Genomic DNA, 14,376 nt, shown 5'->3' with positions numbered 1-14,376 from the left:
GTGTTCCCCGGAGCATGCATGAGAGGCGCCCTTAACGCAATGGTTGCTGCCCCGTACAGGCGGTTTGCACAGGGTTCACCCGGGCTCAAGCCCTTTCGTAGGTGACCGGCGGGTCGAACACGCGTTGAACCGATGAGCCACCGCCATGGAGAGCACTGGAGTACCAGGGAACCAGGGAGCAGACCGTGCCAGGACCAGAGACCGCGTCCCACCGCTCCTCCCCGGCGCCCGCCGCGTCGCCCGGGCCGGACACGGCGAGCGAGGTGGTGCGGTGGGCGGCCTTCAGCTGCGTCCTGGTCCCCGTCGTCCTCGTCGGGTTCGGCACCTCCCTCGCCGGCGCGGCCGGCACGGCGCTGGGCCTGGCGGCCGTGACCGGTGCCTGCCTGGTCCTGCTGCGCCAGTCCGAGCGCGTCGCGGCCCGCCTCCGTGCGGATGAGCCGGCCTCGCCCCGGGCCCGGCACAGCAGGACCGGCCTGCACGGAGGCGCCCCGCACCACCACCACGGCCGCCCCGGGCGTGGGCGCCGGGGTCGCACCGAGGCGCCTCGCGGGGAGGCGGACCCCGGCACGCGGGATCGCGGCGACGGGGGCGACAGGCGCCACGGGGGCCACCGAGGAGCGGGCGGCGCGGAGAGGGGAGGCGGCCCCCGGGACGGCGGTGGCGGGGCCCACAGCGAGACGGCCCACGCCGAGGGGACCACCCCCGGCGCACGGAGCCCCGGCGCCGGGGCCCGCAGCGACCAGAACCGCGCCGCGCGGGACCGGAACGCGGGGGACCGGAACGCGGGGGGCAGGAACGTGGGGGACCGGAACGGACAGGACCGGGGTACACGGAACCGGGACGCACGGAACTGGGACACACGGGACCGGAACACGCAGAATCCGGACGGCCGGGACCGGGACACACAGGACCGGGACACACAGAATCCGGACGGCCGGGATGCGGGCGGACGCGATCCCGGCGCACAGGCCCACGACACCGCGAACCCGACCGTATGGGAGCGGACCCCGGGAAACCTGGCCGAACGAGACGGGCACCCGGAGAACCTGATCACCTGGGACCGTGCCCCGCAGAACCTGATCACGTGGGACCCGGGCGGCTGGAACCGGGACGCACAGGATCCGGACACCCGCGTCCAGGGCCGGGGCCGGGACACGGGCGACCAGGACATTCAGCGCGACGCCCCTCGCGGTGGCGTCCCGCTCGAGCGCCCCGCACGGCACCGTGGCGCGCAGGATTTGGCCGACTCGCACATCATGAACGGCTTGCGGGGCAGTAGTGGCTCGGGGGCGCACAGGGGCGGGCGTCATGGCGGAGGGAAGAAGCCGGTTGACTGACCGGTTTCCGCGCACGCCCCCGCTTCTTTTCAGCCAACTTCGGTCACCCGCGCATCCCTTGCTCGAACGACCCCCCAACCCGCGTTCCACCTGCACCGAAAGCCCTCTGGGGGGCGCGCGCACCCTATGGGGATTGGCCACTGACACGAGGCGCACTTCCCTGCAAGGCTCACGAGTGCAACGCTTCGTGATCGAATGCTTCACGCCAAGTTGCCATGTCGACATTCTGCCGACTGCCGAACTGGTCACCTTGGCGCCACGGGACACAGTAGATTCGATCTTGACTGTCTTACGGCGGGGGACTCGTGCAGGACCGAGGGGAAACGTGCAGGAGCGACACAACCGAGGAGCCGCGACCACCGAGGGGGGCTTAGCAGTATGAGCCACGACTCCACTGCCGCGCCGGAAGCCGCGGCCCGGAAACTTTCCGGGCGACGCCGCAAGGAGATCGTCGCGGTGCTGCTGTTCAGCGGCGGCCCCATCTTCGAGAGTTCCATACCGCTGTCGGTGTTCGGGATTGACCGCCAGGACGCCGGCGTGCCGCGCTACCGACTTCTGGTGTGCGGCGGCGAAGAAGGCCCGCTGCGGACCACAGGAGGCCTGGAACTCACCGCGCCGCATGGCCTGGAGGCGATCTCGCGGGCGGGCACCGTCGTGGTGCCGGCCTGGCGTTCGATCACCTCGCCGCCACCGGAGGAGGCGCTCGACGCGCTGCGCCGGGCGCACGAGGAGGGAGCCCGCATAGTCGGACTGTGCACCGGCGCGTTCGTGCTGGCCGCCGCCGGACTGCTGGACGGCCGACCGGCGACGACCCACTGGATGTACGCACCGACGCTGGCCAAGCGCTACCCGTCGGTCCACGTCGACCCGCGAGAACTCTTCGTGGACGACGGAGACGTACTGACCTCCGCGGGTACGGCGGCCGGGATCGATCTCTGTCTCCACATCGTGCGGACGGACCACGGCAACGAGGCGGCCGGCGCGCTGGCCCGCCGTCTTGTCGTGCCCCCGCGCCGGAGCGGCGGTCAGGAGCGCTATCTCGATCGATCTTTACCGGAGGAGATCGGCGCCGACCCCCTCGCGGAGGTCGTCGCCTGGGCGCTGGAGCACCTCCACGAGCAGTTCGACGTCGAGACGCTGGCGGCACGCGCGTACATGAGCCGCCGCACCTTCGACCGCCGGTTCCGCTCGCTCACGGGGAGCGCTCCCCTGCAGTGGCTGATCACTCAGCGCGTACTGCAGGCGCAGCGGCTGCTGGAGACCTCCGACTACTCGGTCGACGAGGTCGCCGGACGCTGCGGCTTCCGTTCGCCGGTCGCGCTGCGGGGTCACTTCCGGCGCCAGCTCGGCTCGTCCCCGGCCGCGTACCGGGCGGCGTACCGCGCGCGCAGGCCGCAGTCGGAACGGCCGTCGGACGTGGACGGCTCCGCGGGCCAGGCCGGGCCGTCGCCCGTCCTGAACCAGGAGAGCCCGGTGCCGCTGCAGACCCGCCGCACGGCGGCCGCCAGCGCCCTGGGCCCGTCGACGTCCCTGTCGACGGAGCCGGGCAGGACGGGCACCGAGCTGTACGCGGCCGGGCGCCTGCCGGGGCAGCGCAGCGCGCCCTGAGGCGATGACGCGAGACGGGGCGGCCCGGGACCCGACGAGGGTTCCGGGCCGCCCCCGTCCCAGGCCACCACGCAGGTCACCGCCGTCCCGGATCTGCCCGTGCGCCGGAGCGCGCCGTAGGGTTAGGGCCATGAACGATCGCATGGTGTGGATCGATTGCGAGATGACCGGGCTCTCGCTGTCGGAGGACGCACTCATCGAGGTGGCCGCGCTGGTCACCGACTCGGAACTGAACGTGCTCGGCGAAGGGGTGGACATCGTGATCCGCCCGCCGGAGCGGGCGCTGGAGACGATGCCGGACGTGGTGCGCCAGATGCACACGGCTTCCGGTCTCCTCGACGAACTGGCCGAGGGCACGACCCTGGCCGACGCCGAGGCACAGGTCCTCGCCTACGTACGTGAGCACGTCAAGGAGCCGGGCAAGGCCCCGCTGTGCGGAAACTCGGTCGGCACGGACCGTGGTTTCCTGTCGCGCGACATGCCGGCCCTCGAGGACTACCTCCACTACCGCATCGTGGACGTCTCCTCGGTGAAGGAGCTGGCCCGCCGCTGGTATCCCCGGGCCTACTTCAACAGCCCGGAGAAGAACGGCAACCACCGCGCCCTCGCCGACATCCGCGAATCCATCGCGGAGCTCCGCTACTACCGCGAGGCGATCTTCGTCCCGCAGCCCGGCCCCGACTCGGACACCGCGCGCACCATCGCGGCGAAGCACGTGCTGCCCGCCGAATGACGCCTGTCCGGGGCCCCGAGGGACCCCGGAGAAAGCCTGGCGCGAGCACCCCTTCGGACCCTGTACACTTTTTCTCGGCCGGTCAGGGAAACCAAGACCGGTCGTGGTGGGTGTAGCTCAGCTGGTAGAGCACCTGGTTGTGGTCCAGGATGTCGCGGGTTCAAGTCCCGTCACTCACCCTGATCGACTGAGGCCCGGTCCGCACAAGCGGACCGGGCCTCAGTCGTGCGGTCCTACCGTGGAGCCGTGCGGTCGGGTCCGTGCGCGTCCGGCGCGCCCTCTAGGCTCACCCAGTGCCTCCACCCCACCTCCCCGCCCACACCCTGCGCACCGCCCGTCTCGATCTCCTTCCCCTGCGTGTCGAACACGCCGGGGACATGGCCGAGGTGCTGTCCGACCCGGCGCTGCACACGTTCATCGGCGGCGCACCCGCCACTCCAGAAGCCTTGCGTTCACGCTATGAACGCCTCGTCGCGGGCTCCCCCGACCCGGCCGTCGTCTGGTGCAACTGGGTACTGCGGCTGCGCGAGGAGGGGTGTCTCGTCGGTACGGTCCAGGCGACGGTCACCGGGGAGGTCGCGGAGATCGCCTGGGTGGTGGGCACGCCCTGGCAGGGGCGGGGGTTCGCCGGGGAGGCGGCGCGGGAGCTGGTCGGCCGGTTGGGCGAGGAGCCCGGCGTCCGTACGGTCGTCGCGCATGTCCACCCCGACCACCGGGCCTCCGCGGCCGTCGCCGCGGCCGCCGGCCTGGGCCCGACCGACCGGTACCAGGACGGCGAAGTCCGGTGGGAGCTGCCGCTGCGGCGGTGACCTCAGCCCCCGTGCGGGCGATTGGCGGCCCGCCACGCGTCGGCGAACCGGTGGACGTCCTCGAAGCGTTCCTCGGGGTCGGACCGGGTCGCCCGGACGATCACCGCCTGCTGGGCCGGGGTGCCCCGCCAGGCACGTTCCTCGTCGCCCGCGTCCAGCAGGAGCCGCGCGGTGCGGCCCAGGGTGAAGACCGTCGTACGGGTGTCGATCACGGCCCCGCACACGAACTCCTCGGGGGCCATGAACCGGCGCGAACCCGGCAGGCGTTCCTCCTCGACCACGAACGGGCCCGGCCGGTACTCGTCGAGGTCGACCAGATGGACGACGTCGCCCCCGAAGTCGTAGAGCAGCGCGCCGTCGTAGAAGTCGACCGCGACATGCCCGGCGACCTCCACCGCGAGATGGGCGTCGAGGACGCGTTCGAAGGCGGCGAGGACGCGGGAGATCGGCAGGGCGCGGAAGCGGGCCATGGGGCTGCCAGGGCCCCTACGGTCGCGGTACCCGCCCACCATGGCCGGGTACAGCACCTCGCCCTCCCGCCAGGGCATCACCACCGCCGCGCCGCCGCGGCCCACGGCGATGCGGTGGACCTGCGGGACGATCGCCCGGTGCCGTACGGCCCGGTGGAAGGCCCAGGCCCGTTCGAGCGAGTGCCGACCGCGGTCGGTCGCCGCCTCCTTGACGAACCAGCGCGCGCCGTCAAGCAGACGGACGCCGTACGACACGCACCCCGAGTCCTGCTCCGGGAACGCTTGGAACACCTCCCCCACCCTGCCCAGGTAGGGCTCCATGGCGGGCACTTCATCGACTCCGAGCAACGGATGGAGGACCATACCGATCAGATTGCACTATCGAAGCCTTTCCGCGCGTCAGGACGAGGCCCGCACCACCAGTTCGGACGGCAGCACGACCTGCCGCTTCTCCAGTCCGCGCGAAACCGCGGGGCGACGGTCGGCGATTTCCCCGAGCAGCAGATCGATCATGGCGCGGCCCATCTCCTCGATCGGCTGGCGCACGCTCGTCAGGGGCGGGTCCATGTGGCGGGCGATGGCGGAGTCGTCGTAGCCGACGAGGGCGACGTCGTCAGGTATGCGGCGGCCCAGCTCGCGCAGGACCTGGCGGGCGCCCGCCGCCATCACGTCCGAGCCCGCGAACACCGCGTCCAGGTCCGGGCAGCGGGCCAGCAGCTCGGTCATCGCGCGCCGACCGCCCTCCTCGGTGAAGTCGCCCGGGACGATCAGCCGGTCGTCCACGTCGTGTCCGGCCGCGCGCAACCCCTCGCGGTAGCCGTCGACACGGCGCTGGGCGCCGAAGACGTCGAGGCGCCCGGCCAGGTGGACGATCCTCCGACGCCCCCCGGCGATCAGGTGCTCGACGGCCATGCGGCCGCCGCCGTAGTTGTCGGAGTCCACGGACGGCAGTGTCTCGTCCGCCGAGCGGCGACCGCTGATCACGGCCGGGATCTCCAGCTGGGAGAGGAGGTCGGGCAGCGGGTCGTCGGCGTGGACGGAGACGAGGAGTACGCCGTCGACGCGGTGCGCGGCCAGGTACTGGGCGAGGCGCTGCCGCTCCCGGTCGCTGCCCGCGAAGATCAGCAGCAGCTGCATCTCGGTGTCGGAGATCTCCGCGCCGACGCCGCGCAGCATGTCCGAGAAGTACGGTTCCGCGAAGAAGCGGGTCTCGGGCTCGGGAACGACGAGGGCGATCGCGTCCGTGCGGTTGGCGGCGAGGGCGCGTGCCGCCGTGTTCGGGACGTAGCCGAGTTCGGCGACCGCCGCCTCGACGGCCGCGCGGGTCGCGTCGCTGACCCTCGGGGAGCCGTTGATCACCCGGGACACCGTGCCGCGGCCCACGCCTGCGCGTGCCGCGACCTCTTCCAAGGTCGGCCGGCCGCCTCCCCGGCCCCGCGCTCCGTGGCTTGCCATGGTCCGCCTCCCGTCGACGTCGCGCGCTCCGCGACTGGCCTGGAATCTAACAGTCCCGTTCATCATCCGGACCTCGGCGACCCGTACGTGGACGAGGTCCCGCCCATCCCTGCCAGGGACCCTCGACCGACCGTCCCGCCGGGGCCAATACCCCACTGACACGAGCCACTTCAACCATCCGCGACGCCTCTCCCGCTCCTCTCCCGCTCCTCCCCCGGAGTTAGCTAACAGGCCGATAACTGAACGCATCTCTCCGCGTCGGCTCCCTTGACACCCCCGCGCGAACCGACGACTCTTCAACACATCACCTGTGGGAGCGCTCCCACGGTACCTGACACATACACATCCCGCACGTTCCCCGCCCGAGCCGCAGCGAGAAACAACGGGCCCAACAGTGCAGTTGGCCGGGGGGTCGGCACGTCAGGCAACAGGAGGACGCAATGCGCACGATCACCCGTCGGTCCCGCAGTCTGGGGGCCCTCGCGGCCGTCGCCGCGCTGACCACAGGGCTGCTGGCCGGCTGTGCCGACGACAGTGGTGGCAGCAGCGATGGGAGCAGCAGCGACACGGGCGGAGGCAAGGGCAAGACCACGATCACCTTGGGTCTCTTCGGCACGCAGGGATTCAAGGAGGCCGGTCTCTACGCCGAGTACGAGAAGCTCAACCCGAACATCAAGATCGCCGAGAACGTCGTCGAGCGCAACGAGAACTACTACCCGGCGCTCGTCAACCACCTCACCACCAACAGCGGGCTGCAGGACGTCCAGGCCGTCGAAGTCGGCAACATCGCCGAGGTCGTGCAGACCCAGGCGAGCAAGCTCGTGGACCTGTCCAAGGTCTCGGGTGTGAGCAAGAGCAACTGGCTGGACTGGAAGTGGCAGCAGGCCACGACCAAGGACGACCAGACGATCGGACTCGGCACCGACATCGGCCCGATGGCGATCTGCTACCGCAAGGACCTCTTCCAGCAGGCCGGCCTGCCCACCGACCGCGACAAGGTCGGGCAGCTGTGGGCGGGCGACTGGAACAAGCTCGTCGCCGCCGGTGAGACGTACAAGAAGAAGGCGCCCAGCGGCACCACCTTCATGGACTCCCCCGGTGGTCTGCTCAACGCGATCATCAGCAGCAATCAGGAGAAGTTCTACGACTCCTCCGGCAAGGTCGTCTACAAGACGAACCCGGCCATCAAGTCCGCCTTCGACCTGACCGCGAAGGCCGCCTCGGAGGGACTGGTCGGCGCGCAGACGCAGTTCCAGCCGGCCTGGGACACGACGATCGCCAACAGCAAGTTCGCCGCGGTGGCCTGCCCGCCGTGGATGCTCGGCTACCTCAAGGGCAAGTCGAAGCCGGAGGCTGCCGGTAAGTGGGACGTGGCCGCCGCGCCCAAGTCCGGCAACTGGGGCGGCACCTTCCTGGCCGTGCCCAAGAGCGGCAAGCACGTCACGGAGGCCGAGAAGCTGGTCACCTGGCTGACCGCGCCCGCCCAGCAGGCCAAGCTGTTCAGCGTGCAGGGCAGCTTCCCGAGCGCACCCGGTGCCTACAACCTGCCCCTGGTGACCGGCGCGAAGAACGCGATGACCGGTGACACACCGATCGGCACGGTCTTCGCCGAGGCCGCCAAGGCCATCCCGACGCAGGTGATCGGCGCGAAGGACCAGATCATCCAGCAGGGTCTGACCGACAACGGCGTCATCCTCGTCACGAAGGGCAAGTCGGCCGCGGAGGCCTGGAAGACGGCCACCAAGACCATCGACAACAACCTGGAGAAGTGACCGGTATGTCCACCCGGCACGACACCGCCGCGCCCCCCACCGAGGAGGGGGGCGCGGCCCCGGGCCGTCCGCCCGCCGCCGTACCCGACGAGAAGGAGCAGCGGCGCCGCAACCGGCTCTCCCGCCGCTGGCAGCGGGACATACGGTGGAGCCCGTACGCGTTCGTCTCGCCGTTCTTCCTGCTGTTCCTCGCGTTCGGCCTGTTCCCGCTGATCTACACGGGCTGGGCCTCGCTGCACACGGTGGAGCTGACGGCGCCCACCGACATGCAGTGGGCGGGCCTGCGCAACTACACCCGCATCTTCGACGACGACTTCTTCTGGAACGCGGCGAAGAACACCCTGACCATCGGGATCATCTCGACCGTCCCGCAGCTGCTGATGGCGATGGGCCTCGCCCACATCCTCAACTACAAGCTGCGCGGCTCGATCTTCTACCGGGTCATGATGCTCGCGCCGTACGCGACGTCGATCGCCTCCGCCTCGCTCGTGTTCGTGCTGCTGTTCGGCCGCGACTACGGCATGATCAACTGGGCGCTGCACGCCATCGGTTTCGACAAGATCGACTGGCAGAACGACAAGTGGCCCTCGCAGATCGCCGTCTCGACGATCGTCATCTGGCGCTGGACCGGCTACAACGCGCTGATCTACCTGGCGGCGATGCAGGCGATCCCGCAGGACCTGTACGAGTCGGCGGCCCTCGACGGGGCCAACCGCTGGCAGCAGTTCTTCCACGTGACCCTGCCGTCGCTGCGGCCGACGATCCTGTTCACCGTCGTCGTCTCGACCATCGGAGCGAGCCAGGTCTTCGGCGAGCCGCTGCTGTTCGACGCCAACAAGGGCGCGTCCGGCGGCGCCGAGCACCAGTTCCAGACACTCGGCCTGTACCTCTACGAGCAGGGCTGGGTGAACCAGCACCTGGGCCGCGCCTCCGCGATCGCCTGGACGATGTTCCTGATCCTCATCGTCATCGGGATCGTCAATTACGTCATCTCGCGCCGGCTGCGCGCCAGTAGTTAAGGAGAACCGGCCGTGACGACGACCCTGACGAAACCCCCGGCGGACGCGGTACCCGAACCGCCGAAGCGTCTGCGGCGCCCCAAGTCGGCGCGCGCGGGCGGGCAGATGCACGCGGGACCCCTCGCGTACGTCATCCTCGCGCTGTTCACGATCGGCTCGCTGGGCCCGCTGGTGTGGACCGCGATCGCCGCCTCCCGCGACACCAACCGGCTGGCGCAGTCCCCGCCACCGTTCTGGTTCGGCTCGAACCTCTTCCACAATCTCGATGTCGCCTGGACGGAGGCCAACCTGGGCAAGGCCTTCGTCAACACCACGTTCGTGGCGGGTGTTTCCGCGGTGACCGTCGTCTTCCTGTCGACGCTCGCCGGGTTCGCCTTCGCCAAGCTGCGCTTCAAGGGCCGGGGCGCCCTCATGCTGATCGTCGTCGGCACGATGATGGTGCCGCCGCAGCTCAGCGTGATCCCGCTCTACATGATGGTCGCCAAGCTCGACTGGACGGACCAGCTCCAGGCGGTGATCTTCCCGTCGCTGGTGAGCGCGTTCGGGGTGTTCTTCATGCGGCAGTACCTGATCCAGGCGCTGCCGGACGAGCTGATCGAGGCGGCCCGTGTCGACGGCGCGAGCAGCTGGCGGGTGATCTGGCACGTGGTGTTCCCGGCCGCCCGGCCCGCCATGGCGGTGCTCGGCATGCTGGTGTTCGTGCAGACGTGGAACGACTTCCTGTGGCCGTTCCTGGTGCTCACCCAGACCGGCAACCCGACCGTGCAGGTCGCGGTCGCGGGACTCGGCCGCGGTTTCACCCCCGACCAGTCCCTGATCATGGCGGGCGCGCTGCTCGGCACGCTGCCGCTGCTCTTCGTCTTCGCCCTGTTCGGCAAGCAGATCGTCGGCGGCATCATGCAGGGAGCCGTCAAGGGCTGACCTCGTTCGCCGGCGGGAGAAGGGGAGCCGGGCCACCGCCGCCCCGGCCCCTCCTCCCCTCTTCTCTCCCCCTCGCCCCTCCTCCTCTTCTTCTTACTGCCGGTCTCCACGACCTCCTATGGGAGCGCTTCCATGCCTGAGTCCGCATCGCCCGTGACCTTTCCCCCCGCCTTCCTCTGGGGCGCGGCGACCTCCGCGTACCAGATCGAGGGTGCGGTACGGGAGGACGGCCGTACGCCCTCCATCTGGGACACCTTCAGCCACACGCCCGGCAAGACGGCCGGTGGTGAGACCGGTGACATCGCTGTCGACCACTACCACCGCTACCGGGACGACGTGGCGCTGATGGCGGAGCTGGGCCTGTCCGCGTACCGCTTCTCGGTCTCCTGGTCCCGGGTGCAGCCGACGGGCCGTGGTCCCGCGGTCCAGCGCGGCCTGGACTTCTACCGCAACCTCGTCGACGAGCTGCTCTCGCACGGCATCAAGCCGGCCGTCACCCTCTACCACTGGGACCTCCCGCAGGAGCTGGAGGACGCGGGCGGCTGGCCGGAGCGCGACACGGCGTTTCGTTTCGCCGAGTACGCGCAGATCGTGGGTGAGGCGCTGGGCGACCGTGTGGAGCAGTGGATCACCCTGAACGAGCCGTGGTGCAGCGCGTTCCTGGGCTACGGCTCGGGCGTGCACGCGCCGGGCCGTACGGACGCGGCGGCCTCGCTCAAGGCCGCCCACCACCTGAACCTGGCGCACGGCCTGGGCACCACCGCGCTGAGGTCCGCGATGCCGGCCCGCAACACGGTCGCGGTCAGCCTGAACTCGTCGGTGGTCAGGCCCCTTTCCCCGTCCCCGGCGGACCTGGCGGCGGTCCGGCGCATCGACAACCTGGCCAACGGCGTCTTCCACGGCCCCATGCTGCACGGCGCCTACCCGGAGGGCCTGTTCGCGGAGACCTCCTCGATCACGGACTGGTCGTACGTCCTGGACGGCGACCTCGCGGTGATCAAGCAGCCGCTGGACGCGCTCGGTCTGAACTACTACACCCCGGCGCTGGTGTCGGCGGCGGAGAAGTCGGCGGACGGCCCGCGCGCGGACGGGCACGGGGCGAGCGCGTACTCGCCGTGGCCGGGTGCGGACGATGTCGCGTTCCACCAGACCCCCGGCGAGCGTACGGAGATGGGCTGGACGATCGACCCGACCGGCCTGCACGACCTGATCATGCGCTACTCGCGGGAGGCCCCGGGTCTGCCGCTGTACATCACGGAGAACGGCGCGGCCTACGACGACAAGCCGGACCCGGAGGGCCGCGTCCACGACCCCGAGCGCATCGCGTACCTGCACGGCCATCTGGCGGCGGTGCGCGGCGCGATCGCCGACGGCGCGGACGTGCGGGGCTACTACCTCTGGTCCCTGATGGACAACTTCGAGTGGGCGTACGGCTACGACAAGCGGTTCGGGGCGGTGTACGTCGACTACGCGACCCTGGCCCGTACGCCCAAGTCCAGCGCGCACTGGTACGCGCAGGTGGCGCGGACGGGTTCCCTGCCGCCGGCGGCGCCGGCCGGCGCCGCGTAGGCCACAGAGTCCATGGTCCGGGGGAAGCGGGGGAGGGGGCGCGGCACCTGGGGGGGTGCCGCGCCCCCGACGCGGTCGAACAGAAGGGGCCGATGCCGCCCGTGCGGGACACCCCGTCGTCCCCGGCTCCACCGGTAGGCCCTGCAGAAAGTGGTCTCGGCGCCGTCGGGAAGTCCCCCGGCGCGCCGGTCGAAGGGGGGCTGGGCGGCCGTGCGGCGCACCTCCGGCGGGGTGGGCGCGGCCTCCCGTCCCGGGTCCTGCAAAGCTCCTTCCCGCCCCTCCGGGAAACCGCCCTGACCTGGCCTTTCGTGGCCTTCGGTCTTACTGTTCCCCCATCCTGGAAGGGGACCGTATGGACCGGAACATACGCACCGTCGACGATGTGCTGAAGCTGCTGGACGGCCTGTTCGCGCCGGGGGCCGATCGGTGGACGGCGGGTGGCGCCGCCTGGTGGGACGGCTTCTACGCCGACCGCTCCAAGCCCGTACCGTTCTTCGTCGCGAAGCCGGACGAGAACCTGGCCGGATACCTCGACAAGAACCTGATCGCCCCGGGCCGCGCCCTCGACCTGGGCTGCGGGCCGGGACGCAACGCCCTTCATCTGGCCGCTGCGGGCTTCCGGGTGGACGCGGTCGACCTCTCCCCGACGGCCATCGCCTGGGCGCAGGACCGTGCGCGCGAGGCCGGGGCCGAGATCCGCTTCCACTGCGGTGACGCGTTCGCGCTCACCGACCCCGACTGGGGCGGCCCGTACGACCTCGTCCACGACTCGGGCTGCTTCCACCATCTGCCGCCGCACCGCCGCATCAGCTACCTCGCCCTGCTCGACCGCGTCCTCGCCCCGGGCGGCCACCTCGCCCTCACCTGCTTCGCCGCCGGCGCGATGGGGTGCGAACTCCCCGACGAGGCCTTCTACCGGCAGTCCGCACTGCACGGCGGACTCGCCTACACACCGGAGTCCCTGCGCTGGGTCTTCTCCGACCTGACCGAGGTCGAACTGCGCCGCATGCGCGACGAGCCGCCCGAGTCCGGGCTCTTCGGCGAGCCCTTTCTCTGGACGGCTCTGTTCCGCCGCGACGGGTGACCCCCTGGCGGGGTCGGCTACTTGTACGCGCCGAACGCCTTCGAGAACGCGCCCGCGTCCTGCACGATCGAGCTGCAGGTCGCGTCGGCGGAGTTCTTCGCACCGCCCGGGCACTGCTTGTCGCGGGCGGCGGACCACATGGAGAGCCAGCCGAGGCCCTTCGACTTGGCGAAGTCGACCAGTTGGGTCGCGTCGTCGACCTTGAAGGTCTCGGCGGCGACGTCGTTGACCCCGATCATCGGGGTGATGGCGACGGACTTCCACGCCGCGCTGTCCGACAGCCCGAGGACACTCTTCACCTGGGCCTGGGTGGCGGTGGCGGCCTGCTCGGCGTAGGTGCCCATGTCACCGTTGTACGCGGGGCCGTAGTCCATCGCCATGATGTTGACCGCGGAGATCTTCACGCCGTTCGACTTGGCGTCGGAGAGCAGGCTCACGCCGTCCTGGGTCAGGCCCTCGGGCATGACCGGGAGGGTGAAGGACACGTCCAGGTCCGGGTGTTGCTGCTGGAGCTTCGCGATCGCCTTCGCCCGGTTCGTGTTCGCGGTCGTGTTCGGCAGCGCGCCGCCCTCGACGTCGAAGTCGACCTTGGTCAGGTTGTACGCGTCCACGGCCTTCCCGTACGCCGCCGCCAGCGCGTCCGACGACGAGCAGGTCGTCGCCAGCTCCGAGCCCGAGGCGCCGCCGAAGGACACCCGGACGTCGCCGCCCTTCGCCCGCAGCGCGCCGATCTGCGACGCCACGCCGTCACTGGCGAGGTCGGTCACCCCGCCCCACTTCGGCGTACAGCCGCCGCCGTCGGTGATGAAGGCCAGGTTGTAGTCCTTCACACCGGTGGCCGTGGCGCTGCCGACCAGGTCGAAGGCCGGGTAGAGGGAGGTGTCGACGTACGGCGCGAAGCCCGCGCCGGTCGTCGTGCCACTGCCGGTGGTCTGCGAGGCGGAGGGAGTGGGGGTGGGAGTGGGGGTGGACGTGGAGGTCGGGGTCGATGTGGGCGGCCGAGTGGCGGTGGGTGTCGGGGTCGGGGTCGGGGTAGGCGACTGGGTCGGGCGGCCGCTCGGCTCCGGCGTCGCGCCGTCGTCCACGGAGCACTTGGCGCCGTCGATGACACAGCCCTTCGGGTCCGCGGTGCCGTTCACGACGAAGCCGACGGTGACCGACTCGCCGGCCGCCAGCCCGTCCTTGTCCCAGGACGGCGGCTTGACGGTGACGTGCTGCCCGCTCACCGTCGACGTTCCGTTCCACAGCGAGCTGAGCCCGGCACCCGACGGCAGGTCGAACTCCAGCGTCCAGTCCCCCTTCGCCTGGCCGGTGTCGTTGGTGATGACGTACTGCGCGGTGTAACCCGTCGACCAGTCACTGGTCTTGGTGTACGCGGCACCGACGCCGGCCGCCAGCGCGGTCCCGGAGAACAGGAAGGCGCCACCACCGACCACGGCCGCGGCGACGATCCCGCCTATCGCCTTGTTCCTGCCACTGACCTTGCGCCGGTGCGTAGTGCTCATCGCGTGTGCCTGCCTTCGCCGTTCACGGGGGGGTGGGGTGCGGCAGCACGCTAGCGATCCGAGATCGGGCAAAACGCCTGATCGGGACGCCCGT

At 70.8% G+C, this 14,376-nt stretch carries 12 protein-coding genes and 1 tRNA gene; 10 read left to right on the top strand and 3 right to left on the bottom strand.

Going from position 1 to position 14,376, the window contains the following annotated elements:
- The first annotated feature begins 185 nt into the window (after nt 1–185).
- The 5 genes from ACIRA5_RS29965 (at nt 186) to ACIRA5_RS29945 (ending at nt 4,487) form a co-directional block, all read left to right on the top strand.
- Nucleotides 186–1,337: a hypothetical protein gene (locus ACIRA5_RS29965; RefSeq protein WP_403695676.1), complete on the top strand. Its 1,152-nt coding sequence runs from the start codon at nt 186–188 to the stop codon at nt 1,335–1,337.
- A 378-nt stretch (nt 1,338–1,715) separates the two neighbouring features.
- Nucleotides 1,716–2,945 (top strand): helix-turn-helix domain-containing protein, encoded by a 1,230-nt coding sequence (locus ACIRA5_RS29960; protein WP_403695673.1) that lies wholly within the window; start codon nt 1,716–1,718, stop codon nt 2,943–2,945.
- Nucleotides 2,946–3,075: 130 nt separating this feature from the next.
- Entirely contained in the window at nt 3,076–3,678 is a 603-nt protein-coding gene (gene orn, locus ACIRA5_RS29955; protein ID WP_060901895.1) for an oligoribonuclease, read from the top strand.
- Nucleotides 3,679–3,784: 106 nt separating this feature from the next.
- Nucleotides 3,785–3,857: transfer RNA gene (locus ACIRA5_RS29950), tRNA-His, on the top strand.
- A 114-nt stretch (nt 3,858–3,971) separates the two neighbouring features.
- On the top strand, nt 3,972–4,487 hold the full coding sequence (locus ACIRA5_RS29945) for a GNAT family N-acetyltransferase (protein WP_403695670.1): 516 nt from the start codon (nt 3,972–3,974) through the stop codon (nt 4,485–4,487).
- A 2-nt stretch (nt 4,488–4,489) separates the two neighbouring features.
- On the opposite strand, the gene ACIRA5_RS29940 is transcribed toward ACIRA5_RS29945, so the two are convergent.
- Together ACIRA5_RS29940 and ACIRA5_RS29935 are read right to left on the bottom strand one after the other, a co-directional pair.
- Complete coding sequence (locus ACIRA5_RS29940) at nt 4,490–5,320, bottom strand: serine/threonine protein kinase (RefSeq protein ID WP_403695668.1); 831 nt, start codon at nt 5,318–5,320, stop codon at nt 4,490–4,492.
- 36 nt (nt 5,321–5,356) lie between these two features.
- Nucleotides 5,357–6,412, bottom strand: a complete 1,056-nt coding sequence (locus ACIRA5_RS29935) for a LacI family DNA-binding transcriptional regulator (protein ID WP_403695665.1) — start codon at nt 6,410–6,412, stop codon at nt 5,357–5,359.
- 440 nt (nt 6,413–6,852) lie between these two features.
- Between ACIRA5_RS29935 and ACIRA5_RS29930 the strand changes: the two genes are divergently transcribed.
- From ACIRA5_RS29930 to ACIRA5_RS29910, 5 genes are all read left to right on the top strand, one after another.
- Nucleotides 6,853–8,184, top strand: a complete 1,332-nt coding sequence (locus ACIRA5_RS29930; protein ID WP_403695663.1) for an extracellular solute-binding protein — start codon at nt 6,853–6,855, stop codon at nt 8,182–8,184.
- A gap of 5 nt (nt 8,185–8,189) precedes the next feature.
- Nucleotides 8,190–9,203: a carbohydrate ABC transporter permease gene (locus ACIRA5_RS29925; RefSeq protein WP_403695864.1), complete on the top strand. Its 1,014-nt coding sequence runs from the start codon at nt 8,190–8,192 to the stop codon at nt 9,201–9,203.
- 12 nt (nt 9,204–9,215) lie between these two features.
- A complete protein-coding gene (locus ACIRA5_RS29920; protein WP_403695660.1) occupies nt 9,216–10,124 on the top strand; it encodes a carbohydrate ABC transporter permease in 909 nt (302 codons plus the stop codon).
- Between the two features lie 132 nt (nt 10,125–10,256).
- Nucleotides 10,257–11,693 carry a GH1 family beta-glucosidase gene (locus tag ACIRA5_RS29915; protein WP_403695657.1) on the top strand — a complete coding sequence of 479 codons (1,437 nt, stop codon included), beginning with the start codon at nt 10,257–10,259 and terminating at the stop codon, nt 11,691–11,693.
- Between the two features lie 352 nt (nt 11,694–12,045).
- Nucleotides 12,046–12,777 carry a methyltransferase domain-containing protein gene (locus ACIRA5_RS29910; RefSeq protein ID WP_352046974.1) on the top strand — a complete coding sequence of 244 codons (732 nt, stop codon included), beginning with the start codon at nt 12,046–12,048 and terminating at the stop codon, nt 12,775–12,777.
- 17 nt (nt 12,778–12,794) lie between these two features.
- On the opposite strand, the gene ACIRA5_RS29905 is transcribed toward ACIRA5_RS29910, so the two are convergent.
- Complete coding sequence (locus ACIRA5_RS29905) at nt 12,795–14,282, bottom strand: cellulose binding domain-containing protein (protein WP_403695655.1); 1,488 nt, start codon at nt 14,280–14,282, stop codon at nt 12,795–12,797.
- Between the last annotated feature and the right edge of the window lie 94 nt (nt 14,283–14,376).

The organism is Streptomyces sp. NPDC096311 (assembly GCF_044763085.1).
In the GTDB taxonomy this organism is placed as follows: Bacteria; Actinomycetota; Actinomycetes; order Streptomycetales; family Streptomycetaceae; genus Streptomyces.
Note: the sequence above shows the minus strand (reverse complement) of the source record. Positions and strands in the feature narration are given on the sequence as shown.